The following is a 23833-nucleotide window of genomic DNA, read 5'->3' as shown; positions in this document are numbered from 1 at the left end:
TCCCCGCCCCAAGTACCGGCGTCCCCAATGTCACATCGGGGACCCCTATGGGTAACCGATGTGACATTGGGGAAGTCACATGCCGCAGCTCATGCGGAAAACTGTTCGCGCAGCGTGAGCTTCTTGAACTTGCCGGTGGCCGTCCTCGGAATGGTGGAGACGATCTCGAACCGCTCCGGCAGCTGCCACCGCGAGAACTCGGTCGACAGGTGCTCACGCAACTGCTCCGGGTCCGCGGTCATGCCGTCCCGGAGCACGAGTACCGCCAGCGGACGCTCGCCCCAACGGGGGTCGGGCACGGCGATCACCGCGGCCTCGGCCACCGACGGGTGTGCCATGAGGTGGTTCTCGAGGTCGACCGAGGAGATCCACTCGCCTCCGGACTTGACCAGGTCCTTGGAGCGATCGCAGATCCGGATGCAGCCGCGGTGGTCGATGCGGACGATGTCTCCGGTACGGAACCAGCCGTCAGCGGTGAAACTGTCGGCGCCCTTGCCGTTGTGGTAGGCCGCAGCCACCCACGGACCGCGCACCTCCAGCTCGCCCATGGCGCGGTCGTCCCACTCGATGAACCCGTCGTCCTCGCTGCGGGCCCGGATGTCGACGAACGGCATGGCGACCCCCTGCCTTGCCCGGAAGGCGTACTGCTCGTCGGCTTCGGCCTCCCGAAGATCCACGGGAAGCCGGCTGACCGTGCCCAGCGGTGCGGTCTCCGTCATTCCCCACGCCTGGACGACCGTCAGACCATGCCGGTCGTACCCCTCGAGCAGGCTGCGCGACACCGCCGCCCCGCCGACGATCAACCGATCGAGGTGGCCCAGATCCCAACGCTGCGGCTGCGCGTCGAGCGCGTCGAGCATCGCCATCCACACCGTGGGCACCCCGGCCGTCATGGTGACCTTCTCCGTGGCGATCAGGTCCAGCACGCTCACCGGATCCAGCTTCGGCCCGGGTAGCACCAGCCGCGCCCCGAGCAGCGCAGCGGCGTAGGGCAGGCCCCACGCGTTGGCGTGGAACATGGGCACGACCGGCATCAGCGTGTCCTGTGTCGACACCCCCAACGAATCGGGCAGTGCCGCGGTCAGCGAATGGAGTACCAGCGCCCGGTGCGAGTACACCACGCCCTTGGGTCGTCCGGTGGTTCCGGACGTGTAACACATTGCGCCGGCACGCCCTTCGTCGAGTACCGGCCACTCCATCGGCTCGGCGGCACCGATCAGGGCCTCGTAGTCGAGGGTCCCCTCGGGTGCCGCGCCGGTGTGCGCGACGACGATGACGTGCTCGAACCGGTGCGCGTGACGGAAGGTGTCCAGCACATCGAGCAGCGATTCGTCGACCACGATCACCCGGTCCTGCGCATCGCCGACGATGAATCCGAGCTCCTCGGCGTGCAACCGTGGATTGAGGGTGTGCACCACCGCCCCCATCGCCGGGACCGCGAAGTACATCTCGAGATGTTCGGCCTGATTCCACAACAGCGTCGCCACCCGGTCACCGTCGGCGACACCGAGCCCCGCCAACGCGGTGGCGAGCCGACGCGAGCGCCGGGCGCACGCCCCGAGGGTGGTCCGGGCGATGCTGCCGTCGGGGCGGCGGGAGACGACCTCCTTGCCACTGTGGAATCGCTCGGCACGCTCGACCACCGCGGTCAGCGTGAGCTGGTAGTCATCCATGGTCAGGCCGTTGATCACGTAACACTCCTTGGTAGGGGAAGAATTCGGCGAAGGTGGTCACGCACGGACCGGGCGAGGGTGCGGCCGCCAGCGGGGGCCACGGGCGGTGTCCGTGGCCCCCGCTCGACTGGGGGCGCCGTCGCAGGTCAGGCGTGGTGGGTGAACCCGACCTGGCCCGGGCGGCGGTTCGGCGCATAACCGAGCTTCGCCAGGGTCTCGTCGGCGTCGGCGTAGGTCTCACCGATCTTGTAGATGTCGCGAGCGTCCTTTCCGGTGGCGACCTCGCGTCCGAGTTCGCCGGCGATCCGGACCAACTGCTGGATCTGCTGAACCGAGGTCATCTTCTCGCCCTTGCGGCCCCAGATGGTGTCCTCGTTGCCGCAGCGGGTGTGCAGGCCCATCGCGATCGCCATCGTGTTGACGGGCAGCACGCTGCGCATGAGGGACTCCAGGGTCAGGGCCGCTCCGTCCGGGACGCGCTGGATGAAGTTCATGATGTTGTACGGGTTCGGTCCCTCCATGCCGCCGCCGATGCCGGTCCAGGTCACATTCAGCGGGCCGGTGTAGACGCCGCGGCGGATGAGACGCTCGACGCTCTCGAGTCCGGTGATGCCGGTCAGCGCGAACAGGGGCTGGATGCCTGCGGCCTGCAGGCGGCGCAGGTGCTCCTCAACCCAGGCCGGGCCGGCCGGGATCGTCATCTCCCGGTACGTCTCCTGCAGTTCCGGACGCGCCAGGGACGTACCCGCGATGTCGTCCGCGGTCAACAGCTCCGCGATGTTCATCTGGCTGGTGTTGATCGCGATCGTGACCTGGTCCGGCTTGGGGTCGAGTTCGGCGAGCATGTGCCGGGTGTCATCCGAGAGCCACTTTGCCTCCGCGCCTTCACCTTCCGGCGCGAACGAGATCGAGCCACCGACCTGGAGGACCATCTCCGGGACGGCCTCGCGCAGCCGACCGAGCAGCTCGTTGAACTTCGAGAGCCGCTTGCTGCCCTTGCCGTCGAGCTCACGGACGTGGATGTGCAGTACCGACGCGCCGGCCTCGTAGCAGTCCACCGCCTGCTGGACGTGCTCGTCCATCGTCAGCGGCAGGTCCTCACGGAAGTCGTTGGGCTCCCACTCGGGGCCGTACGGTGCTGCGGTGATGACCAGCTTGTCCTGGTTCTCCGGGAAGAGTGCATCGTCGTGGAAGTGCATGGTGTTGCTCCTGTCGGGTGTATTGAAAAGCGTTGCCGAGGAAAGGTTCTGACGGAATCGCGGTGGGCGCCGGTCAGATGACGGCGCCGCCGTTGGGGCTGATGACCTGACCGACGAGGTAGTGGGTCTCGCCAGCGAGGTAGACGGCAAGGGAGGCGTACTCCTCGGGAGTGCCGAGTCGGCCCACCGGAACGATCTGGAACAGGCTGCGCTTCTGCGCCTCGGTGGCGTTGTCGAGGTACTCCTGGAACGGAGGCGTCAAGACCCCTCCGCAGGCGATGGCGTTGACGTAGATACCGGCGCCGGCGACGTCGAGTGCGACCGTCTTGGTGAGGCTTGCGACGGCGGCCTTGGTGGCGGAGTATCCGGGGCTGTGCGTGCTGGCCGCGGAGGTGCCGGCGATCGAGGTGATGTTGATGATGCGTCCGTACTGCTGCGGCTCCATGAACTTCAATGCTTCACGGGTGCAGTAGAAGACGCCGTGCACGTTGACGCCCCACCACTTGAGCCAGTCGTCGTCGGTGAGGCCGCTGGTGATGCCGATGGACTGGCGTTCCATGGGCGTGGTGACATAGGCGTAGTGACGGTTACGTCGGTCTTCGTCTGCAGGCGAGTTGGGCACGCGGGCCGCGTTGTTGACCAAGATGTGGACGGTCCCGAACTGCTCGGCAGCCCGGGCGAACATCTCGACGACCTGGTCCTTGGACGAGACGTCGCAGCGCACGGCCAGACTCTTGCGTCCCAGTGCCTCGATCTCGGCGGAGACCTCCGCCAGCTTGTCCTCTTGAAGGTCACACAGGACGAGATCCGCGCCCTCCCGTGCCATGGCGAGCGCGATCGACCTGCCCAGGCCCTGTGCCGCTCCGGTGACGACGGCAACCTTGTCGAGTAGCTGCTGCATTTCTCTGATCTCCTTCAATGAATGGGATGACAGGCCGTGCGACGCTCAGACGGCCGACGGAATCGGATGAGCGGGGATCTATCCCGTGGCCACGAGCGTGTCTGTGGCGGCGGGCGATGCCTCGCCGGAAGCCTTCGACCCCACCACGGCAAGTCGGCGAAGGCCGGCCGGGTAGAGCCTCATGCCAAGGCCCAGGACCACGATCGACACGACGGATGCGAGTGGGACCCACTGCAACGCACCGAGCAGGCCCAGTCGATCGGACAGCAGCCCGACAACGAACGGCCCGAGTGCCAGCCCGAAGACGTTGTTCGCGAGTACGCCCACACCGAGGGCCGAGGCTCGGATCGACGGGTGGGACAGGCTGGCGACGATCGCCGTCGTGGCACCGGAGAATCCGGAACAGAAGAACGCCCCGACGCCGATCAACACCATCTGCACGGGCCCGTTCGCCAGCTGGAAGCCGACCATCAGGCACACCATCGCGATGGCGGCGAACGCGATCGCCGCACTCCACCTGCGTTCGGGTCGCCGGCGACCGAACCGGTCGGCAGCGATGCCACAGAGCACCGTTCCCGCGCCGATCAAGAGCACGAAGACCGCTGCCGCCAACCCGGCATCCGTGGCCGCCATGTCGTGGTAGCGGTTGAAGTAGCTGGGAAGCCAGGCGAGCAGCACACCCGAGACGAAGAACTGGATACCGGCACCGACGTATGCACAGGTCAGAGAGGCGTTCGTCAGCAGGCTCGAAATCGGGGCGCGTCCACTCCCGGAGGCGGGCGCCGCTGAGATCGGCCGGTCGGTGGCATGACGCGCCAGCCGCTGCTCGTTGACGAGGATCCGGAACAGGATGATCAGACACAGACCGAAGGCCGCCATGACCAGGAAGGCCGCACGCCAACCGAGCCGATCCGCGAGCACGCCGCCGAGCGCGACACCGACGACCGAGCCGAAGAACGCCGCACCGAGAATGGCGCCGCTGAGCGAGGCATGCAGGCGCGGGGCAAAGACTCCCAGCATGACGGCCATGCCCACACTCGCGTAGGCGGCCTCGCCGAACCCGAGCAGAAATCGTGCGCCGAGCAGCTGGGAGTAGTTCCCCGCCGCGGCGCACAGGACGGTCGCGACACTCCACAGCACTGCCATGAGGACCACGCTGCGGACGCGACCCCAACGGTCGGCGAGCAGTGACATCGGCAGCGCCAACACACCGACCATCAGGGCGACGACGCTGGTCAGGGCCGCAAGTTGCGAATCCGACAGATCCCACTCCGCTTTCAGCACGGGGAAGACGGAACTGAGTACCTGCCGGGACATGTAGTCCGACATCATCAGCCCGAAGATCAGGGTGAAGACCACCCACGGAAAGATCTTCGAGGGGGCGCCTACGCCGGGGACCGCTCGGGGTGGCGTGGGCGCCGGGGATTCCAGTTCCATGCGAATTCCTGTTCGTGAAGGGCGCGTTGGGGCGACGCGTCTCGGATATGACCGGTTCGGAAAGCTCGCTGCGGTCCTGAACCAAGGTGTGAACTGCACAACGGACGTGCGTCGATGCGGCGGCGCCTTGATTCGAAGGCGCCACATCAAGTCCTGACAGGGCATGCGACGGCCGGGGATTGCCCAGCGGAGCCACCGCGCGGACGGATGCGACCAAGCGCGGTGACTCATGTCACGCTATACGTATTGGGGCAAGATCACTTGGCCCATTGGGACACATTCTTTGGCAGCTTGGGACAGGGGCAATCGATGACGGCGCAGAAGGTACGGAGTTCGGCCCTGACCGGGTACGTCGAGTTGACCCAGTCCCTCGGCGCGGACCCCGATCTGTTCATGCGCGCGGTGGGCATCGACCCGACCGCCCTGGCCATCCCGAACACGTGGCTTCCCGCGGAGCGCGTCGACGAACTGCTCGAGCGCACCGCCGAGGCAACGTCCTGCATGGACTTCGCGGTCAGGATGGCGGACGGAAGGGGCGTGTCGATACTCGGGGCAGTGGGGTTGGCCGCCCGGGAGGAGCCGGACGTCCGCAGCGCGATCGCGCTCATACTGCGCCACATGCGGGTACACAACGAGGCGATCCAGATTCGGCTCGTGGAGTTGAACGGGCTTGCCTCACTGCGGATCGAGCCCGCGCCCGGGATGACGCTCGGTCGCCAGTCCATCGAACTGATCGTCGCGTCGTTGGCCCGGATCCTCAGCGCGTTCCTTCCGGACGGTTGGCGGCCGCTGTCCACGTGCTTCGTCCACGACGCGCCGGCCACACTCGATGTCCATCACCGTGCATTCGGGACGGGTATCGCGTACGAACGGGACTTCAACGGGTTTGTGCTCTACTCGAGCGACCTGGACTCCGTCAACCCGTTGTCGGACCCGATGTTCCAGCCCTACGCGAGGCAGTACCTGGACCTGCTCGCGCCGCCGGAGGATGCCTCCGCCGTCGGACGGGTGCGCGAGATGATCGAGGCGCTCCTGCCGGGCGGAAAGTGCACCGCGGCCCGGATAGCGCGCAGCCTCGGGATGGACCGGCGAACCCTGCACAGACACCTGTCCCAGGCGGGCGAAAACTACTCGTCCGTGGTCGATTCGGTGCGCGCCGATCTCGCGCGGCGGTACGTCACGCGCGGGAACCGGAACCTCACCGACATCGCTGGCGAACTCGGCTTCTCGGACCTGAGTGCCTTCTCGCGCTGGTTCCGCCGACAGTTCGGCATGAGTCCGACCGCATGGGCAGCCCGGGAACGCGAACTCGGCACGCGGTCGCCAGGAGACCCTCCGGCGAGGTAGCACCCCGGCCGGATCCCCCGCGTCTCGCCCGAAACCGGCACGGCCACCCGCCGCCGGCGCTACTGTTCGTTCGAACGAACAGGACGGAGACACCCGGTGACCACTCACGCCGAAGACACCCGCGAGCTGGGGCTCGAGGACACCGCCGCGGCACTGGCGAACGGGACGACCAGTTCCGTCGACCTGGTCCGGCGCAGCCTCGATGCCGCCGAGGCCAGCCAGCCGAGCCTCAACGCCTTCCGGATCCTCCGGCGCGAGGCCGCCCTCGCCGAGGCCGCCGACGCCGACCGCCGCCTGGCCGCGGGTGAGCGCGCACCGCTGCTCGGCGTGCCGATCGCGGTCAAGGACGACGTGGACGTCGCGGGCGAACCCACCGCATTCGGCTGCCCCGGCGAGTTCCCCGCCAAGACCGCGGACTCGGAGTCGGTACGTCGGTTGCGCGCGGCCGGAGCCGTCATCGTCGGCAAGACCAACAGCCCCGAACTGGGCCAGTTCCCGTTGACCGGCGGCAGCTTCGGACATACCCGCAACCCGTGGGCGGCCGACCGGACGCCCGGCGGCTCCTCGGGCGGCAGCGCCGCGGCCGTCGCCGCCGGACTGGTGCCCGCCGCGCTCGGCTCCGACGGCGCCGGGTCGGTGCGGATCCCCGCGTCGTGGACCAACCTGGTCGGCATCAAGCCGCAGCGCGGCCGGGTCTCCACCTGGCCGGAGCCCGAGGCCTTCTACGGACTGACCGTGATCGGCCCGCTGGCCCGCACCGTCGCGGACGCGGCACTGCTGCTGGACCTGGTTTCCGGCTCGCACGAGGGCGACCTGCACCAGCCGCCGCCGGTGACCGTGCGCGACGCCGTCGACCGCGAGCCCGGCCGGCTGCGGATCGCGCTGTCGCTGAAGATCCCCTACACCGCGACCCCTCGCACGCTGGACCCCGAGATCAAGGACGCCGTCGGCACGACCGCACACACACTCCGCAAGCTCGGCCACGAGGTGGTGGTCGCCGACCCCGCCTACGGCATCCTGCTGGGCCTGAACTTCCTGCCCCGCTCGATGGCCGGGATCGAACAGTGGCGCGCGGGACTGCCGGATCCCTCCCTGGTCGACCCGCGCACCCAGGCCAACGCCCGCACCGGCCGACTGCTCGGCGGGCTGCCGCTGCGCGCGTCGCGGGCCGCCGAGCCGCGGATGCGCAGGCGGATCGGCGCCGTCTTCAACGACTTCGACGTGATCCTCGCGCCCAGCACCGCCACCCCGCCGCCGCCGGTCGACGCCATCGACGGGATCGGGCATTTCGAGACCGACAAGGTGATCACCGCGGCCTGCCCGTACACCTGGCCGTGGAATCTGCTCGGCTGGCCGAGCGTCAACGTGCCGGCCGGGTTCACCTCGAACGGGCTGCCGGTCGGCGTACAGCTGATGGGCCACCATGACACCGAGCCGATGCTGGTGTCGTTGGCCGCGCAGCTCGAACGCGAACTACGGTGGGACCGTGAACGTCCCGAGCAGTGGTGGTGAAGTGAGTGGTGGTGAAGTGACCGAGCGGGCACCGGCGCGGGATCGAATTCTCGCGGCGGTGCTGCACGTGATCGGCACGGACGGCATCGCCGCCGTGACGAACCGGCGGATCGCCGCGCAGGCGCAGGTGTCGCTCGGGTCGATCACCTACCACTTCCCCAGCCAGACGGACATGCTGCGCGACGCCCTGCTCGGGTTCGTCACCGAGGAGACCGCGCGGCTGACCGAGTTGGCGGAGCAGTACCGCGACCACGGACTGAGCGTGCAGGACGCCGCCTCGCTCACCGAGCAGGTGGTCCGCGACCTCGGCTGGGCCGCCGAGCGGGTGGCCCCGTTCGAGCTGTACATCCAGGCCGGCCGCGACCCGGCGCTGCAGGAGGCCGCGAGCGAGTGCTTCGCCGCCTACGACACCCTCACCGTCACCATCCTCGAGGCGCTGGGCGTGCCGAACGCGGCGATGCTGGCCCCGACACTGGTCGCCACGGTCGCCGGCCTGCAGCTGCGCCGGCTGGCGACCGGCGCCGCGGGCACGGACATCTCGACCGCGATCCTGCTGCTGGTCAGCGGGGCACAGCCGTGACGTAGGCAACCACCTCCTACGGTTCGAACATCAGCAGCGGTTTGCCCCCGTGCCCGGGAGCTTCGGCCTCCTGCCACGTGCCCGTGACTCCGATCGTGATGATGCGTTGCCCGACGGTCAGACCGTCTGTGCCGCTACCGAGTTCGTCGATCAGTCCGACGGATTCGATTCCGGGCACGGCAGGGAGTTCCGGGGGGTGAGTCCGTACGTCCCGCGGATGGCGTGCAGATCGCCGGCATGGACAGGTACAGCTGTCACCCGGATCCGGGCCTGACCGGGACGTATCGTCACGATGCCTTCGCGGCTCGGGAGCGCGCCCCGACACCCAACAGGGGCAGACAAGTTCGGTCGGCGACGACGGCGGTCAGTTCGGCTGCCACATCGCGTACCACTCGTCCCAGCTCGGCCCGCGCTCCGCGCGGTCCGCGGCGTGTGCGATCCCCTCCAGCATGAAGTCGAGGTAGCGCTCATGCAGTTCGCGGGCGCGCTCGGGGGCCGTGGGCAGCCGGGGACGCAGGTGCACCGTCATGAGCATTATGTCGGCTGGGGTGAAGCTGTCCGGCACCTGACCGCGGTCGCGGGCGACGTCGATCAGTGCCTCGAGTGCCGCCAAAAGGTCCCCTGTGGCCCGGTCCACTTCTGGGTCGCGCGGGAGGTGTCCGCCGAGTGTCGGGATTAGCGGGCTCTCCAGCTCGGCAAGATGGCGGCGAAAGAACACCTCGAGTAGTCGCTGGTCGGGGTCGGTGCGCTCGACGCAGTCACGGGCCAGTTGGGCGAGGTGGTCAATGACATACACCCGCAGGGATTGGGCGAGTTCCTCCTTGGTGCGGTATCGGCGGTAGATGCTGCCGACGCCTACCCCGGCCCGGTCGGCGATCGCGGAAACCGGTGCATCCCAGCCACGTTCGGCGAATATCTCACGGGCGGCGCGCAAGACGCCGATGTCGTTCGACCGAGCCTCCCTGACCCGACCCGGCCCGGTCGGGACCCGGTCGGGTCCGTGCATCTCGTCCTGTCGCATTGCCAGAGGCTATCAATCCGTGGTCTCATATCGGACCGGAACGCTCCGTTCCGATATTCGCCCCAAGTATGGCCGAGCAGGTCGTTGCTCCGAGAGGACCTCCATGAACATGTCGCTGACTGCGCCGAAGCACTTACGTGCGTCGCCGACGCCCGTGCACGCGGGCCTGCTGGTGGCGGCACTCTCGTTCACCGTACTGATCTACTCGATGATGCAGACGCTCCTGGTGCCGGCGCTGCCGGTGCTCGGCGACACCCTCGGCGCCTCGGTTCCGGCGACGGCGTGGATCCTCACCGCCTATCTGATGGCAGGGGCGGTGCTCGCGCCGGTGATCGGGTCTCTCGGCGACCGGTACGGCGACAAGCGCGTCCTCCTCGCCGTTCTGGTGGTGTTCGCGGCCGCCACCTTCGGTGCCGCGCTCACCAGCACCATCGAGATGTTGGTGGTGATGCGCATGCTGCAGGGTGTGAGCACGGCAGCCTTCCCGCTGGCGCTGGCGGTGATGCGGCGCAACTTGTCGGGTCCCGCCATGGCGTCCGGCATCGGCTGGGTCGCCGGCATGCTCGGTCTGGGCGCCGGTGCTGCGCTCGTCCTCGGCGGCCTGATCCTGGAGTACCTGAGCTGGCAGTGGCTGTTCGTCGGCGCCGGCATCCTGATCCTTGTGGCGTTGGTCATGGTGTGGCTGTGGGTGCCGCAAACTGAACGCCCCGCGGTCGCATCGCGGACCGACTGGGCCGGCACGGCGTTCCTCAGCAGCACGCTGGTCGCACTGCTCCTCGCGACGACACAGGGCGGCACCTGGGGATGGACGGCACCGGCGACCCTGGGACTGTTCGCGGTCGCGCTGCTCGCGGCGGTGGCGCTGGTCATCGCAGAACTCCGCCAGCCGAACCCGCTGGTGGATGTCCGCAGTCTCATGGACGCGCCGATGATGCTGACCAGCCTGGTCACCCTCGTCTTGGGCTTCGTTCCGTACGTCTTCTACCTGTGCATCCCGCGCATCTTGCAGGCCCCGCATTCCACCGGCTACGGCAGCGGGTTCACGGTGATCCAGACCGGGCTGGCACTGTTGCCGTCGGCGGTGATGGTCTTCCTCGGTGGGCGGATCGCTTCGGGCATCACCGCACGGTTCGGGCTGCGGACGCCGGCCATTGCCGCGATGGTGCTGATGGGGGTCGGCGCGGCCGGGATGGCCGTGTGGCCCACTCAGATGTGGTCCCTCGTGGTGTTCTTCAGTCTCATCGGCCTGGGCAGCGGGCTCGGATACGCGATCTGTGCGCAGCTCTTGGCCGTACTGGTGCCGCCGACCGAGATGGCGGCGGCGAGCGGCCTCAACAGCGTGATCCGCACGATCGGGTCGGCGATCAGCGCGCCGGTCACCACCGCCGTGCTCCTCGCGGGCGGCCAGGACCGTTCCGCGTTCGTGGGCGCCTTCGCAGTCGCAGTCGTGCTGAGTGTGCTCGGCGCCGGCGCTGCGGCCGGGCTGCGCACCGCTCGGTAGCGGGGTGGCGGCGCCGTACGTGGCCAACCATACGGACGGGCGCGAGTCGATGAGGTCGGCCCGTCGCCGACCGGCTCATGACGCGTCAGCTGATGGATCGAGCCGTGGCACTGTCCAGGAGTTCGGCCGCCCGAACGGTTGGGCACATCCCGCCGGACCCTATGGGAGCGTGGTGATCTGAAAGCGGTCCGGAGCCCGCCGGGGTGAAGATGCGGTGGACCGGATGCAATCTCACTGATTCGAGGTCCGCCCGATCCACGTGACAAGGGCGCTCAGAGTTTGTAACCGATCGTGCGGAGCAATGCCTTGCGGTCTGCGACATCGACGCTCGTCTCCACGCCGGCAGGTGGGCACCCGTCGATCACACCGACAATGCCCCGGCCGAGCTCCGTCTCGGCCACGATGACCTCGACGGGGTTGGCCGTAGCGCAGAAGATGCCGCACACCTCTGGCACCTGCTTCAGCGGGTTCAGGATGTTCACCGGATAGCCTTCCTCGACGAACACGAAGAACGAGTGGCCCGCGCCGACCGTGAGTGCGTTGCGCGTGGCCAACTCGACGAGGCGGTCGTCGTTGCCCGAGCAGCGCACGAGGCGAGGGCCCGAAGCTTCGCAGAACGCCACACCGAACCGGAGGTGGGGACTCACTCCAGCCAGTGCTTCGTGCAGGTCCTCGACGGTCTTGATGAAGTGCGCCTGCCCGACGACAACGTTCATGTCGTCGGGCTTGTCGACCGCCACGATGTGCAACTCCACGATTGCCTCCTCGGTTGCTGCGACTGTGCAGGCCAGCGTCGAAGTAAGTCTGCCTCGCTCCGGTAACGACGGCAACGACGGCAATGGAGGGGTGTTCACCTATGCCGGTTCGGTCTGAGCTGCATGCGGATTGGATAGGTCGACCAGTTGGTAATCACATTTAGTGATGGCTCCAGATCACACAAATCTGGAAGGTTTCCAATCTTCCGAGAGATATTGTCAAGACCTGTGGATCAGCAAGGTTCAGGCGACTCCGTCGGGGTTGTGTCGTTGAGGTGCTTGCCGACGGTTGGCTGGAGCTGAACGAGGACCATCCAGTTGCCTGGGTCCTTGATGTAGGTCGCCCGGATTCGGTATCGCCCTGGATCGAGGGCAATGTGGAGCTGGTTGTCGAGTTCGATCTCAGCTCCCGGCCATGCCGAGTCGAAAAGCATGACGGGCTCTCGAATTTCCCAGACGAGGTCTTCGTCTTGATCCCATGTGATGTGTTCTTGTAATGCTTGCCGCGCGGCGGCGACGAGTTCTTCTTCGGAGTCTGCCGCTGCCCATCGCAGGAACAACCGCTCGGCTGGGAGATATGTCGTGCGAGCGGGTTCGTCTCCAAGGATCCGTGGGACAGTAATCGGCGATAGGTTGACCAGCTATGTCGAACCAGATGATCGCTGTCGCGTATGTAGGCGGGGTGATGCTGTTCGCAGGGATTCTGCTGCTGGGCATCTTTGCGGCCGGACGTCGTGCTCGCGCGGGACGCAAGGCCGGCCGCTACACGTCGCGACCTGGTAACTCGTCGTCCAACTGGTAGTCATCCTCGTCGATCGCATCGGCAGCTCCGAGGTGAGTTGACCGCGGTGTTGACCTCCTACGGTTCGAGGTGCGGTTCGGGGATCGAGTTCAGCAGTGCGTCGAAGTCGTCGCGGTCAGTCATGGCTGGATCGAGCCAGTCAGGTGCGGTTCGCGATGCCTGTTCACGGCCCGTATTCGATACCTCGCCCCAGAGCATTCCCCCGCGATCTCCAGAGCTTCTCTCGGTCACGACCGTGAACATTGCGAGGGCGACGAACTTGGGTGCTGTACGGATCGACCACCGGGCGTCGATCGCTCTTCGTAGATCAGCTGCGACTGCGTCCTGTTCACAGATCGCCACTCAGGTTCTGATATGACGGATGCCGACGGCGGCCCGCCGGAGCTGATAACGGACGGGGTCCAGGCGGTCGCGTGCCAGGTGTAGGTCCGTGCGTGCCGCAATGTGCTCGACTACGTCGTCGACGGCGCGATCGTCGGTATCGACATGTTCAGTGAATCGTTCCGTGACTAGCGCGGTCACACACCGGCTGATCTGTTGCATAGCCCAGGTTTCATCGCTTCCCACAGCGCGACCCAGCCAGTAGCCGGTGCGGGTTTGCAGTCGACGTCGGAGAGTGCCGGGTGACGCGACGAGGGAGAAGTGCCTGACGTCAACGCCTTCGGTGGACAGACCTGCCATGATCTCGTCGAAGTAGTCCGGGTTGACCAGCGTCATCGGGACGATCACTGGACCGTCGTGGGCAGCCACCGCGTCGGCGAGCGTCGCGACTACAGCTGATCGCCACTGGGGTCGGTCCTGAAAGTCGCGTCGCGCGGAGGCCGGAAGCATCTTGTGGATGGCGAATCCGATGAGTTCAGGATCGGCGACGTGAGAGCGAGAGACACGTCGATTCAACTCGAACGCAGTCTGAGTCTTTCCCACACCGAACGCGCCGTTGATCCATATGAGCATTGCTCCGAGCCTAGCGAGCACGGCCGATTCGCGTCGGCGCTGACCTCGTAACAGTCCCACCTGATTCGGAGCGACCGACTGGAACAGCCGTGACCAGCGGACCGATCCGTGCAACGAAAACGAACAAGGCCACCGCTCTTGCGAGTTCGCGATCTCGTCGTCGCAGTTCGTGGATGGATGGACGGGGGCCCAGGCCGATGGAGCAACGACTCCACGGGCACGGGCCGGACTCCGATGCCGTCCACGTGGTCTGGCACACATCCTCATCGACGACAGGCACCCCCGCCTGGCGGAACTGGCAGACGCGCCGGATTCAAAATCGGTATCCGTAAGGGTGTCGGGGTTCGATCCCCCGGCGGGCACCGAACCGGACGGTGTCCGGTGTGACTGGGCTCGTGTGGGTCACTGCCCGAGGCCGTCTCGAACGGGATCCGCCCCACTCCGCCCGTAGGGCTCGGCGCCGGACCGCCCCACGAAGTTCCGTGTGCGAGGTCGCCGGACGACGCGCCGCCGACGGGGCGCCTGCTTTGATGACTGATGCGACGTCAACCCGAGGAGCCGAATTGTCCACCCGCCACGCACCCGACCCCACGACCCTGCACCCGGTCGCGGGACAGCCGCGGGTCGTCCTGCTCAAACCGCTGATCGACAACCCCCTGATCGAGATCGGGGAGTACACCTACTACGACGACCCCGAGTTCGCCGAGCAGTTCGAGACGCGAAACGTGCTGCACCACTACGGTCCCGACCGACTCGTGATCGGAAAGTTCTGCGCCCTCGCCACGGGGACGACCTTCATCATGAACGGCGCGAACCACCGGATGGACGGGGTCTCGACCTTCCCCTTCCCCATCATGGGCGGCGCGTGGGCCGAACACCTCGACCTGGTGACCGACCTGCCCTCGCGGGGCGACACCGTCGTCGGGCACGACGTGTGGATGGGCGGCAACGTCACCGTCATGCCCGGCGTCCGCATCGGCCACGGGGCGATCATCTCCACGGGATCCGTTGTCACCCGCGATGTTCCCGACTACACCGTGGTCGGCGGCAACCCCGCCGTCCACATCAAGGACCGCTTCGCCCCCGACGAGGTTCGGGAACTGCTCGCCCTCGCCTGGTGGGACTGGCCGATCGAGACCGTCACCGAGCACCTGCGGACCATCGCCTCGGGCACCGTCGCCGAGCTGGCCCTGGTCGCTCCGCACTCGTGAGTGGTTGACGGGTCCGTGGACCCTGTTCAGTCTGGGGACATGTGAGACACGAGATGTCTACCCAGATGTGAGAGTCCGTGGACCCGTCAACCACTCACGGGCGGCGCAGCCGCCTAGAAGCCCAAGCGGCCCAGCTGCTTCGGGTCGCGCTGCCAGTCCTTGGCGACCTTCACGTGCAGCTCCAGGAACACGCGGGTGCCGAGCAGCTTCTCGATCTGGGTGCGGGCCTTGGTGCCGACCTCGCGCAGCCGGACGCCGCCCTTGCCGATCACGATGCCCTTCTGGCTGGGCCGCTCCACGTAGAGCAGCGCGTGCACGTCGAGCAGTTCGCCCTGCTTCTCGGTGCGGCCCTCGCGCGGGATGATCTCCTCGATGACGACGGCCAGCGAGTGCGGCAGCTCGTCGCCCAGGCCCTCGAGCGCGGCCTCGCGGATCAGCTCCGCCATCAGCGTCTCCTCGGGCTCGTCGGTGAGCTCCCCGTCCGGGTAGAACGCCGGCCCGGGATCCATCTTCGACGCGAGCAGGTCCACGACGACCTCGACCTGCTCCCCCGACGCGGCCGAGACCGGCACCACCTCGCAGTCCGGGCCCAGCAGCTTCGACAGCGCCAGCAGCTGCTCGGCGACCTTCTCCCGGCTCACCTTGTCGATCTTGGTGACGATGCCGATCAGCGTGGTCTTGGGCGCCATCTGCCGCACCTGGTCGAGGATCCAGCGGTCGCCGGGACCGATCTTCTCGTCGGCGGGGATGCACAGGCCGATCGCGTCGACCTCCGAGTAGGTGTCGCGCACCAGGTCGTTGAGCCGCTGACCGAGCAGCGTCCGCGGCCGGTGCAGGCCGGGGGTGTCGACCAGGATCAGCTGCGAGTTCTCGCGGTGCACGATGCCGCGGATGGTGTGCCGGGTGGTCTGCGGCCGCGACGAGGTGATCGCGATCTTGCTGCCGACCAGCGCGTTGGTCAGCGTCGACTTGCCGGTGTTCGGCCGGCCGACGAAACAGACGAAGCCGGAACGGAATTCGGTCTCAGTACTCACAGTTGTTCTCCATCGGTAGGGCTGTCGGGCGTCCAGCCCATGACGTGCGGTGCCGACCCGTCGGCGCGGGCGGCGATGAGTTTGACGGTCGTGGTCACCTCGGTGAGGGCGAGCACGCCGGGTTCGGCGTTCCAGACGGCCTCGACGATCTCCTGGGCGGTGCCGGTCAGGTCGGCGTCGACCACGGCGGCGGCCTCGAAGCCCTGCGCGCCGCTCGACAGCGCCGCGACCACCGCCGCCTGCAGCGCGGTGAGGGTCAGTGCGTCGAGCGAGACCGGACCGGCGGCGTAGGTGCGGCCGTCGAGGTCCCGCACCGCGGCGCCCTGCCGCCCGCCGGTGCGGCCCATGGCGGCGCGGGCCAGGACCACCAGCTTGGCGTCCTCCTCGGCGAGTTGGTCACTCATGTCGGCCCCTCCCGGTCTCGGTCCGTCCGCCCGGTTCGTCGTCCGGTTCCGGCAGGCGCCACGCCAGCACGGTGTTGATCCGGACCCGGCCACGCGGGTCGCCGCCGCCCTCGGCACGCAGCGCCAGCCCGTGGGTGTTCACCTCGGAGCCGGGCAACGGCACCCGGCCGAGTTCGTAGCCGAGCAGCCCGCCGACGGTCTCGACCTCGTCGTCGTCGATCTCGATGTCGAACAGTTCGCCGAGGTCCTCGACGGGCAGCCGCGCGGACACCCGGAAGCGTCCGTCGCCGAGCGTCTCCACCGGCGGCGTCTCGTCGGTGTCGTACTCGTCGGCGATCTCGCCGACGATCTCCTCGATCACGTCCTCGATGGTCACCAGCCCGGCGATGCCGCCGTACTCGTCGACCAGCAGCGCCATGTGGTTGCGGTCGCGCTGCATCTCGGCGAGCAGGCTGTCGAGCGGCTTGGAGTCCGGCACGAACACCGGTGGCCGCATCACCTCCTCGACGGTGACGCCGCCGCCGCCGTCGGTGGAGTGGTAGGTCCGCGCCACCAGGTCCTTGAGGTACACCACGCCGAGCACGTCGTCGACGTTCTCGCCGATCACCGGGATCCGGGAGTGGCCGCTGCGCACCGCCAGCGACGTGGCCTGGCCGGCCGACTTGTCCGCCTCGATCCACACCATCTCGGTGCGCGGCACCATCACCTCGCGGGCCGGGGTGTCGCCGAGTTCGAAGACGGACTGGATCATCCGGCGTTCCTCGTCGGCCACCACGCCGCGTTCCTGCGCCAGGTCGACGAGCTCGAGCAGCTCGATCTCGGAGGCGAACGGGCCGTTGCGGAAGCCCTTGCCCGGGGTCAGCGCGTTGCCGAGCAGGATCAGCAGCCGGCTGATCGGGCTGAGCAGCACCGCCAGCGCCTGCAGGGGCATCGCCCCGACCAGCGCGATCGAGTACGCGTGCTGACGGCCCACGGTCCGCGGTCCGACGCCGATCGCCACGTAGTTGACCAGGATCATCACCACCGCCGAGATCACCAGCGCCCAGCCGCGGCTGAGCAGGTCCAGCAGCGCGGCGGCCAGCAGCACGGTGGCGCAGATCTCCGCGGCGATCCGCAGCAGCACCACCAGGTTCACGTACCGCGGACGGTCCGAGACGACGGCCAGCAGCCGCTGCGCACCCGGGCGGCCGTCCTTGACCATCTCCTCCACGCGGGCGCGGGAGACCGTGTTGAGCGCCGAGTCGACGGCCGCGAACAGGCCGCCGACCAGGACGAGGACGACGGCCAGCAGGATCAGCCCGATGTCACCGGTCACGGACACTCACGGCTCGCCGGGTTCGCCGAACTCCACGGTAGGCACCGCCTCACTGCTGGGGGCCGTCGACAAACCCGGTCTTGCCGAGCAGCCGCTGGTCGCGGGCGGCCAGCTCGGCCTCCCGCTCGGCGCGGGCCAGGTCCTCGTACCAGTCGGCGAGCAGGCTGTTCTGCAGCGCGAACATCTCCTTCTCCTCCTCCGGCTCGGCGTGGTCGTAGCCGAGCAGGTGCAGGACGCCGTGCACGGTGAGCAGCGCCAGCTCGTGCGCGGTGGAGTGACCGGCCTTGGCGGCCTGGTCGGCGGCGAACGCCGGGCACAGCACGATGTCGCCGAGCATGGCGGGGCCGGGCTCCGGCGCGTCGGGCCGTCCGCCGGGCTCGAGCTCGTCCATCGGGAACGACATCACGTCGGTGGGGCCGGGCAGGTCCATCCACCGCATGTGCAGCTCGGCCATCGTGTCGAGGTCGACGAGGACCATCGACAGCTCGGCGGCCGGGTGCACGTCCATCTGGGCGATGACGAACCGCGCGACGTTGATCAGCTCGGGTTCGGAGACGTCGATCCCGGACTCGTTGGATACCTCAATGCTCATGACAGTCGATCTCCTCGGGCGGCCGCGTGGGTGACGGTGGTGGGGTCCAACGGACGGGGCGGCACTAGCGCCGCTGCGAGCGGGCCGACGCCGACCGCCGGTGCGCCCGGTTGCCGAGCGTCACCTCGTCGACGCGCTCGGCCTCGAAGCGCTCGTAGGCGTCGACGATGTCGGAGACCAGCCGGTGCCGGACCACGTCGGCGCTGGTCAGCTCCGCGAAGTGGATGTCGTCGATGTCGGTGAGGATCTCACTGGCCGCGCGCAGGCCGGAGCGGGCGCCGCCGGGCAGGTCCACCTGGGTGACGTCGCCGGTGACCACGATCTTCGAGCCGAAACCCAGCCGGGTCAGGAACATCTTCATCTGCTCGGCGGTGGTGTTCTGCGCCTCGTCGAGGATGATGAACGCGTCGTTGAGGGTGCGTCCGCGCATGTACGCCAGCGGCGCCACCTCGATCACCCCGGCCTGCATCAGCTTCGGGATGGCCTCGGGATCCATCATGTCGTGCAGCGCGTCGTGCAGCGGCCGCAGGTACGGGTCGATCTTCTCGTGCAGGGTGCCGGGCAGGAAGCCGAGCCGCTCGCCCGCCTCGACCGCGGGCCGGGTCAGGATGATGCGGCTGACGTTCTTGGACTGCAGCGCCTGCACGGCCTTGGCCATGGCCAGGTACGTCTTGCCGGTGCCGGCCGGGCCGATGCCGAACACGATGGTGTTCGCGTCGATCGCGTCCACGTAGCGCTTCTGGTTGACCGTCTTGGGCCGGATGGTCTTGCCGCGCCGGGACAGGATGTCGAGGCTGAGCACCTCGGCCGGGGACTCCCCCATGCCGTCGGTGAGCATCCCGACGCTGCGCCGCACCGCGTCCGGCGTCAGCGACTGGCCGCGGGCGACGAGGACGGCCAGTTCGCCGATCGCCCGCTCGGCCAGGGCGACGTCCGCGCTGGTGCCGGTGAGGGTGATGGTGTTGCCGCGCACGTGGATGTCCGCGGTGAGTGCCCGCTCGAGAGCCTTGAGGTTCTCGTCCGCGGAGCCGAGCAACGGGAGCGCAATTTCGGGGTCGATCTCCATGCTGGAGCGGACCGTACGGTGTGCCGGGCGGTCCCGGCTCCCGTCCGGCGTCGACGCCGAGGTCACCGTGGTCTCACCCATTTCGCTGTCTGCACTCACGTGTTGGCTTCGGCCTGCTTCCCTGACTCGACGAATGCCTGTGCCTGCAGTCTATCGCGGGTCCACGCGGCCACCCACCGAGTTCACCCGGCCGGGACCCGCCGCGGGCAACCGCCCGCCCCCGGCATCCCGGATCCACGCCCGCGCCTGGTCGACCACCGCCGCCTCGCCCGCTAATTCCACTTCGTGCTCGGCCACGGACCGCTCGAGACCGGATCTCGAACCCCACGATTACTCTAGCGCTAGAGTAGTCCCGTGACCGACCATCTGACGGATGCCGAGCTGACCCTGCTCGGCCTCCTGAGTGAGCGCCCCCGGCACGGCTACGACCTCGACCGCGTGATCGAGGACCGAGGCATGCGGGAGTGGACCTCGTTGGGGTTCTCCTCGATCTACTACCTCCTCGACAAGCTCTCTCGCAGAGGCCTTGTCGAGCCGGAGTCCGCGGACGAGCCCCGTTCGCGGCGTGCGACCTACCGGCTCACCGACGAAGGTCACTCGCTGGCGGCGGCCCAGACGCTCGACGCCGTCGACACCCTCACACCGATCCGGGCGAGGGTCCTCGTCGGCATCGCCAACAGCCCGGACCTCGGCACGCCGGAGGTGACGGATCGGCTTCGCCGTCGGGCCGCGCGCCTCCGGGCGCAGCTCGACGCGCTGCGCGAACGGTCGCGGGCGCAGTCGCCGCTCCCCGACCACGCGGCCGCACTCTTCCGTTACAGCGAGGCAATGATCCTGGCCGACATTCAGTGGACCGAGGATCTCGTCTCCCGACAGAAAGCCGCCGGCATGGACAAGTACGACATCAAGAAGGCGCACAAGCAGCTCTACGCACCGAACGCGAAGGCGTTCGCACTCGTCGACGTCCCGGAGCTGACCTACATCGCCGTCGACGGGCACGGCGACCCGAACACGTCGTCCGAGCACACCGCCGCCGTCGAGGCGCTGTACGCCACCGCGTACGCGATCAAGTTCGCCAGCAAGAACGCAGGCGGCCGAGACTTCGTGGTCGGACCGCTCGAAGGTCTGTGGCGCGCCTCCGACATGCGCAGCTTCGTCACCCGCGACAAGGACGGTTGGGACTGGACGATGATGATCGTGCAGCCCGAGTGGATCACCGCGGCCGACATCGAGCGGGCGCGCGCAGAGGCGGGCGCCAAGAAGGATCTACCCGCCCTGGACCGGCTGCGCCCGATCACCCTCGCCGAGGGGCGGAGCGTGCAGATCCTGCACCTCGGCCCCTACGACGACGAGGCACCCACCCTGGCCCGGCTGCACGACGAGTTCATGCCCGAGCACGAACTGACCTTCAACGGCGATCACCACGAGATCTATCTCAGTGACGCCCGCAGGACGGTTCCGGCGAAGCTCCGGACGATCCTCCGTCAACCCGTCCGGTCCGCACAGCCCGTGTCACCGTCGGGTGGGAGCGGTGACGCGCGAGAGGCGTCGCCGGATGAATGACCTCCGCATCGCCGAGGTCACCTTCACCGACACAGACGTCGTCCTGACCCTCGCGAGCGGCGACGTGGTGACGACGCCGATTGTGCGGTACATCCGGGTCGAGAAGGCGGCACCCGCCGAGCGCACCCGCTGGGTGCACGCCGACGACGGGCACGGTGTGAACTGGCCGGAGCTCTGGGAACCCGACGACGAGGGCATGGTGAGCATCTGGGACATCCTCCAAGACCGGCTCTACGAGGCCGCGCTCGGTCGCGTGCAGCAGGCCGGCTGGGACGTGGACGCCCTGTCGCAGCGTGACCACGAGCTGGTCGCGCTGTGGCGGCTGGAGGCCGACGTCAACAACGGCGGGTTCTTGCAGTTCTTCGGCAACTGGGGCGTGCGCAACCATCTCACCGCCGTCGCCGCACTCGAGCTGATCGGTGCATGCCGGGCCGCAGAGCTCGTCCGCAGGATGCATGCGGTGATCGAGCCGTACGCCGACGAGGCCGTCTCACCCGCCGACCTTCCAGGTCTGCTCACCGAGTCCGACCATGACCGGCTGCAGGAGCTGGACGAGGCCTTCTGGGAGTACCCCGACCGGCTCGCGCGGCTCGTCGTGCAGCACTACGGCGCCGGCACGCACGATGAGCACACGAAAAGCACACGACGATCACACGAGGCGCGCAATGACCGAGTTTTTCAAACCCGCGCGGTAGCCGTTGGCGCAGAGCAGATGGAGCACAGGCGTTGATCAGAGTGATGGTAGGAAGCACCGTGCCGGCCGAACACCTCGACAGGGTTCTCGCGCTGTACGACCGGCTGGTGACGGAGACGCGGAAGGAACCTGGTTGCACGAGCTATGAACTCCTGCAACGGGAGGACGATCCACGAGAACTGATGTTGGTCGAGGAGTGGGAATCTCAGGAGCACCTCGACGCGCACACCAGGACGTCCCACTTCGTGTCCATTGTCGGGGAACTGGACCAGCTCGAACGGGCTGCACCAGCACTCATCTACAACCAGGTCTTCTAGGCCGGCAGGTCACCAGCACCTGCCGATGACCCCTGGTCTGGTGGTCGTGGTCAACCAGCTCTCGCGGCTGGTCGTGGATCCGGAGCGGTTCCCGGACGACGGCGAGCCGACCACCGCGTTCGGCCGCGGCGCCGTCTACACCCGCACCTGCGCTGGTTCGCGACTGCGTGCCGAGCCGTACCCGCATGCCGGCGTCCCGTGGGGTGGTGAACACGCGGCCAGCGATTTCCTTGCTGTTTGATCTCTTCAAATCTCTCATAATCAAGACGCCCTTCTTCGCCGCCTACTACGAACCGCGCACAGAACGCGGTGAACCCTGTCGACCACTCCAGCACCTCTGACTGCTGTCGTTGCAGTACTAGGGGATGCGGCCCACCGAATCCCCCGCCGGGTCTCCTGCGGACGCGAAGCTCATCGAGTCCGCAACCGAACCGTGACGCAACGTGACCAGGTCGCGGAAGAAGTTCATCCGCAGCCGCCACGGCGCCGCGTCGCCCTGCTTGGGGAAACTGTCGACCGTGCGCAGCACGTACCCGGCGGCGAAGTCGAGGAACGGCTCCTCTCCCACCGCGGGGTCACGGCGCGGCACGCAGGACGCGTAGCCGCCGGCGTCCATGTGGCCCAGCAGGCGAACGACGTACTCGCACACCAGGTCCGCCTTGAGGGTCCACGACGCGTTGGTGTACCCGACGACGAACGCGAAATTCGGTACCCCGCTGAGCATCATGCCCTTGTAGGCCATGGTCTCCGGGAGCGACACCGTGTCGCCGTCGACGACGATCTCGATGCCGCCGAACGCGATCAGGTTCAGGCCCGTCGCGGTCACGACGATGTCCGCCGGTAGCCGCTTACCCGACCGCAACGTGAGACCGAATTCGGTGAAGGTGACGATGTGGTCGGTCTCGATCTCGACGTCGCCGCGCCGTAGGGCGCGGAACAGGTCACCGTCGGGGACCAGGCACAGACGCTGGTCCCACGGGTCGTACCGCGGCGAGAGATGGGTTTCGATGTCGAAACCCTCACCCACCCGGCCGACCTGGGCCCGCCGGATCAGCGCCCGCGCGGCCCGCGGGAACCGTTGGCACAGCTCGTAGACCGCCACCGAGCGGGTGATGTTCTTGGCCCGGGCCACCGCGTAGGCGGCGCGGGTGGGCAGCACCCGGCGCAGCGCCGAGGCCATGGCGTCCTTCGCCGGCATGGCCACGATGTAGGTGGGTGAACGCTGCAGGATCGTCACCCGCGCACCCAGTTCCGCCAGGGCGGGCCCCAACGTGACGGCGGTCGCACCGCTGCCGATGACGACCACCCGCTTGCCGGCGCAGTCGAGGTCCTCGGGCCAGTGCTGGGGGTGGACGACCCGGCCCGCGAACTGATCGACACCCGCGAAGTCCGGCGTGTACCCCTCGTCGTAGCGGTAGTAGCCGCTGCAGGTCATGACGAAACCGGCGGTGAGCGTGACCCGTCCCCCGGTGTCGCTGCGCCGGGCGTCGACGGTCCACCGACTGTCCGCACTCGACCACGCGATCCGAGTCACCTGGTGCCGGAAGCGGATGTTGCGGTCGATCCCCGCGTCTGCGGCGGTGTCCCGGATGTACTGCAGGATCGACGGGCCGTCGGCGATCGCCTTGCCCCCGGTCCACGGCCGGAACCGGTAACCGAGGGTGTACATGTCGGAGTCGGACCGGATCCCCGGGTAGCGGAACAGGTCCCAGGTGCCGCCGATGCTCTCGCGCGATTCCAGGATCGTGTAGGTCTTGTCCGGGAAGTTCTCCTGCAGATGATGCGCGGCGCCGATTCCGGAGAGTCCGGCCCCGATGATCAAGACGTCGACGTGGTCGGCGGTCGGTTCTGTTCGCATCGCGTGGCGTCCTCCGCTCTTGCTCGTCGAGCCGTGTCAATACTAGTCAACACGTAACCCCCCCGGCCGGGTGCAGAGCTCAGGCCCGCAGCTCGTC

The 23833-nt window shown here is 68.0% G+C and carries 23 protein-coding genes, 1 tRNA gene and 3 pseudogenes; 11 read left to right on the top strand and 16 right to left on the bottom strand.

Annotated features, from left to right (window positions below):
• Positions 1-89: 89 nt before the first annotated feature.
• From AC1DWC_RS06285 to AC1DWC_RS06270, 4 genes are all read right to left on the bottom strand, one after another.
• Positions 90-1691: a long-chain fatty acid--CoA ligase gene (locus AC1DWC_RS06285; RefSeq protein ID WP_477906636.1), complete on the bottom strand. Its 1602-nt coding sequence runs from the start codon at positions 1689-1691 to the stop codon at positions 90-92.
• 128 nt (positions 1692-1819) lie between these two features.
• Complete coding sequence (locus AC1DWC_RS06280; RefSeq protein ID WP_477840328.1) at positions 1820-2872, bottom strand: beta-keto acid cleavage family enzyme; 1053 nt, start codon at positions 2870-2872, stop codon at positions 1820-1822.
• A gap of 73 nt (positions 2873-2945) precedes the next feature.
• Positions 2946-3773 (bottom strand): SDR family NAD(P)-dependent oxidoreductase, encoded by an 828-nt coding sequence (locus tag AC1DWC_RS06275; protein WP_477906635.1) that lies wholly within the window; start codon positions 3771-3773, stop codon positions 2946-2948.
• A gap of 78 nt (positions 3774-3851) precedes the next feature.
• Positions 3852-5210, bottom strand: coding sequence for an MFS transporter (locus AC1DWC_RS06270; RefSeq protein WP_477906634.1), 1359 nt, complete (start codon positions 5208-5210; stop codon positions 3852-3854).
• A gap of 309 nt (positions 5211-5519) precedes the next feature.
• Between AC1DWC_RS06270 and AC1DWC_RS06265 the strand changes: the two genes are divergently transcribed.
• The 3 genes from AC1DWC_RS06265 (at position 5520) to AC1DWC_RS06255 (ending at position 8649) form a co-directional block, all read left to right on the top strand.
• Positions 5520-6557, top strand: coding sequence for an AraC family transcriptional regulator (locus AC1DWC_RS06265; protein ID WP_477906633.1), 1038 nt, complete (start codon positions 5520-5522; stop codon positions 6555-6557).
• 96 nt (positions 6558-6653) lie between these two features.
• Positions 6654-8069 (top strand): amidase, encoded by a 1416-nt coding sequence (locus tag AC1DWC_RS06260; protein WP_477906632.1) that lies wholly within the window; start codon positions 6654-6656, stop codon positions 8067-8069.
• Positions 8070-8085: 16 nt separating this feature from the next.
• Positions 8086-8649 carry a TetR/AcrR family transcriptional regulator gene (locus AC1DWC_RS06255; RefSeq protein WP_477906631.1) on the top strand — a complete coding sequence of 188 codons (564 nt, stop codon included), beginning with the start codon at positions 8086-8088 and terminating at the stop codon, positions 8647-8649.
• 16 nt (positions 8650-8665) lie between these two features.
• Here the strand turns inward: AC1DWC_RS06255 and AC1DWC_RS06250 are convergent, their stop codons facing one another.
• Positions 8666-8827 (bottom strand): hypothetical protein, encoded by a 162-nt coding sequence (locus AC1DWC_RS06250; RefSeq protein WP_477906630.1) that lies wholly within the window; start codon positions 8825-8827, stop codon positions 8666-8668.
• 186 nt (positions 8828-9013) lie between these two features.
• Positions 9014-9670 (bottom strand): TetR/AcrR family transcriptional regulator, encoded by a 657-nt coding sequence (locus tag AC1DWC_RS06245; RefSeq protein WP_477906629.1) that lies wholly within the window; start codon positions 9668-9670, stop codon positions 9014-9016.
• Between the two features lie 103 nt (positions 9671-9773).
• Here AC1DWC_RS06245 and AC1DWC_RS06240 point away from each other — a divergent pair, with 103 nt between their 5' ends.
• On the top strand, positions 9774-11171 hold the full coding sequence (locus AC1DWC_RS06240; RefSeq protein WP_477906628.1) for an MFS transporter: 1398 nt from the start codon (positions 9774-9776) through the stop codon (positions 11169-11171).
• Positions 11172-11443: 272 nt separating this feature from the next.
• On the opposite strand, the gene AC1DWC_RS06235 is transcribed toward AC1DWC_RS06240, so the two are convergent.
• From AC1DWC_RS06235 to AC1DWC_RS06220, 4 genes and pseudogenes are all read right to left on the bottom strand, one after another.
• Positions 11444-11926, bottom strand: a complete 483-nt coding sequence (locus AC1DWC_RS06235; RefSeq protein WP_477906627.1) for an adenosine-specific kinase — start codon at positions 11924-11926, stop codon at positions 11444-11446.
• A 233-nt stretch (positions 11927-12159) separates the two neighbouring features.
• Complete coding sequence (locus AC1DWC_RS06230) at positions 12160-12534, bottom strand: Imm21 family immunity protein (protein WP_477906681.1); 375 nt, start codon at positions 12532-12534, stop codon at positions 12160-12162.
• Positions 12535-12788: 254 nt separating this feature from the next.
• A pseudogene (locus tag AC1DWC_RS06225) lies at positions 12789-12866 on the bottom strand (SOS response-associated peptidase); the annotation flags it as partial.
• A gap of 204 nt (positions 12867-13070) precedes the next feature.
• The gene (locus tag AC1DWC_RS06220) at positions 13071-13682 is read right to left on the bottom strand and encodes an AAA family ATPase (RefSeq protein ID WP_477906626.1); all 612 of its coding nucleotides are present in this window, start codon (positions 13680-13682) and stop codon (positions 13071-13073) included.
• A gap of 281 nt (positions 13683-13963) precedes the next feature.
• On the opposite strand from AC1DWC_RS06220, the gene AC1DWC_RS06215 reads away from it, so the two are divergent.
• A tRNA-OTHER gene (locus tag AC1DWC_RS06215) sits at positions 13964-14044 on the top strand.
• A 168-nt stretch (positions 14045-14212) separates the two neighbouring features.
• Positions 14213-14893: a CatB-related O-acetyltransferase gene (locus AC1DWC_RS06210; RefSeq protein WP_477906625.1), complete on the top strand. Its 681-nt coding sequence runs from the start codon at positions 14213-14215 to the stop codon at positions 14891-14893.
• 113 nt (positions 14894-15006) lie between these two features.
• On the opposite strand, the gene era is transcribed toward AC1DWC_RS06210, so the two are convergent.
• The 5 genes from era to AC1DWC_RS06185 all read right to left on the bottom strand — a co-directional run bounded on the left by era (position 15007) and on the right by AC1DWC_RS06185 (position 19385).
• Positions 15007-15927: a GTPase Era gene (era, locus tag AC1DWC_RS06205; protein ID WP_477906624.1), complete on the bottom strand. Its 921-nt coding sequence runs from the start codon at positions 15925-15927 to the stop codon at positions 15007-15009.
• Positions 15924-16331, bottom strand: a complete 408-nt coding sequence (locus tag AC1DWC_RS06200) for a cytidine deaminase (RefSeq protein ID WP_477840356.1) — start codon at positions 16329-16331, stop codon at positions 15924-15926. Before AC1DWC_RS06200 ends, era begins: the two co-directional genes overlap by 4 nt.
• Entirely contained in the window at positions 16324-17646 is a 1323-nt protein-coding gene (locus tag AC1DWC_RS06195) for a hemolysin family protein (protein WP_477906623.1), read from the bottom strand. Before AC1DWC_RS06195 ends, AC1DWC_RS06200 begins: the two co-directional genes overlap by 8 nt.
• 49 nt (positions 17647-17695) lie before the next feature.
• Complete coding sequence (gene ybeY, locus AC1DWC_RS06190; RefSeq protein WP_072845864.1) at positions 17696-18238, bottom strand: rRNA maturation RNase YbeY; 543 nt, start codon at positions 18236-18238, stop codon at positions 17696-17698.
• 64 nt (positions 18239-18302) lie between these two features.
• Positions 18303-19385 carry a PhoH family protein gene (locus tag AC1DWC_RS06185; protein WP_477906622.1) on the bottom strand — a complete coding sequence of 361 codons (1083 nt, stop codon included), beginning with the start codon at positions 19383-19385 and terminating at the stop codon, positions 18303-18305.
• A 273-nt stretch (positions 19386-19658) separates the two neighbouring features.
• On the opposite strand from AC1DWC_RS06185, the pseudogene AC1DWC_RS06180 reads away from it, so the two are divergent.
• From AC1DWC_RS06180 to AC1DWC_RS06160, 5 genes and pseudogenes are all read left to right on the top strand, one after another.
• Positions 19659-19895: pseudogene (locus tag AC1DWC_RS06180) on the top strand (PadR family transcriptional regulator); the annotation flags it as partial.
• A gap of 297 nt (positions 19896-20192) precedes the next feature.
• Positions 20193-20867, top strand: a complete 675-nt coding sequence (locus AC1DWC_RS06175) for a GyrI-like domain-containing protein (RefSeq protein ID WP_477906680.1) — start codon at positions 20193-20195, stop codon at positions 20865-20867.
• Complete coding sequence (locus tag AC1DWC_RS06170; protein ID WP_477906621.1) at positions 20860-21597, top strand: DMP19 family protein; 738 nt, start codon at positions 20860-20862, stop codon at positions 21595-21597. The genes AC1DWC_RS06175 and AC1DWC_RS06170 overlap by 8 nt, the downstream gene beginning before the upstream one ends.
• Positions 21598-21605: 8 nt before the next feature.
• The gene (locus AC1DWC_RS06165) at positions 21606-21878 is read left to right on the top strand and encodes a putative quinol monooxygenase (RefSeq protein WP_477906679.1); all 273 of its coding nucleotides are present in this window, start codon (positions 21606-21608) and stop codon (positions 21876-21878) included.
• A 43-nt stretch (positions 21879-21921) separates the two neighbouring features.
• Positions 21922-22056, top strand: a pseudogene (locus tag AC1DWC_RS06160) (N-formylglutamate amidohydrolase); the annotation flags it as partial.
• A gap of 180 nt (positions 22057-22236) precedes the next feature.
• Here the strand turns inward: AC1DWC_RS06160 and AC1DWC_RS06155 are convergent.
• Positions 22237-23736 carry a flavin-containing monooxygenase gene (locus AC1DWC_RS06155; protein WP_477906620.1) on the bottom strand — a complete coding sequence of 500 codons (1500 nt, stop codon included), beginning with the start codon at positions 23734-23736 and terminating at the stop codon, positions 22237-22239.
• Positions 23737-23833: the final 97 nt, after the last annotated feature.

Source organism: Rhodococcus sp. P4_C10 (assembly GCF_056402135.1).
The sequence above is the reverse complement of the archived record's forward strand: the minus strand, read 5'-3'. Positions and strand labels throughout refer to the sequence as shown.

Bases quoted from the DNA above. Each gene is read 5' to 3' on its own strand.
- AC1DWC_RS06270 (WP_477906634.1), bottom strand. From the start codon at position 5,210: ATGGAACTGGAATCCCCGGCGCCCACGCCACCCCGAGCGGTCCCCGGC.
- AC1DWC_RS06175 (WP_477906680.1), top strand. From the start codon at position 20,193: ATGGACAAGTACGACATCAAGAAGGCGCACAAGCAGCTCTACGCACCG.
- AC1DWC_RS06200 (WP_477840356.1), bottom strand. From the start codon at position 16,331: ATGAGTGACCAACTCGCCGAGGAGGACGCCAAGCTGGTGGTCCTGGCC.
- AC1DWC_RS06275 (WP_477906635.1), bottom strand. From the start codon at position 3,773: ATGCAGCAGCTACTCGACAAGGTTGCCGTCGTCACCGGAGCGGCACAG.
- AC1DWC_RS06165 (WP_477906679.1), top strand. From the start codon at position 21,606: ATGGTAGGAAGCACCGTGCCGGCCGAACACCTCGACAGGGTTCTCGCG.
- AC1DWC_RS06210 (WP_477906625.1), top strand. From the start codon at position 14,213: ATGACTGATGCGACGTCAACCCGAGGAGCCGAATTGTCCACCCGCCAC.
- AC1DWC_RS06265 (WP_477906633.1), top strand. From the start codon at position 5,520: ATGACGGCGCAGAAGGTACGGAGTTCGGCCCTGACCGGGTACGTCGAG.
- AC1DWC_RS06245 (WP_477906629.1), bottom strand. From the start codon at position 9,670: ATGCGACAGGACGAGATGCACGGACCCGACCGGGTCCCGACCGGGCCG.
- AC1DWC_RS06185 (WP_477906622.1), bottom strand. From the start codon at position 19,385: ATGGGTGAGACCACGGTGACCTCGGCGTCGACGCCGGACGGGAGCCGG.
- AC1DWC_RS06170 (WP_477906621.1), top strand. From the start codon at position 20,860: ATGAATGACCTCCGCATCGCCGAGGTCACCTTCACCGACACAGACGTC.
- AC1DWC_RS06240 (WP_477906628.1), top strand. From the start codon at position 9,774: ATGAACATGTCGCTGACTGCGCCGAAGCACTTACGTGCGTCGCCGACG.
- ybeY (WP_072845864.1), bottom strand. From the start codon at position 18,238: ATGAGCATTGAGGTATCCAACGAGTCCGGGATCGACGTCTCCGAACCC.
- AC1DWC_RS06155 (WP_477906620.1), bottom strand. From the start codon at position 23,736: ATGCGAACAGAACCGACCGCCGACCACGTCGACGTCTTGATCATCGGG.
- AC1DWC_RS06280 (WP_477840328.1), bottom strand. From the start codon at position 2,872: ATGCACTTCCACGACGATGCACTCTTCCCGGAGAACCAGGACAAGCTG.
- AC1DWC_RS06220 (WP_477906626.1), bottom strand. From the start codon at position 13,682: ATGCTCATATGGATCAACGGCGCGTTCGGTGTGGGAAAGACTCAGACT.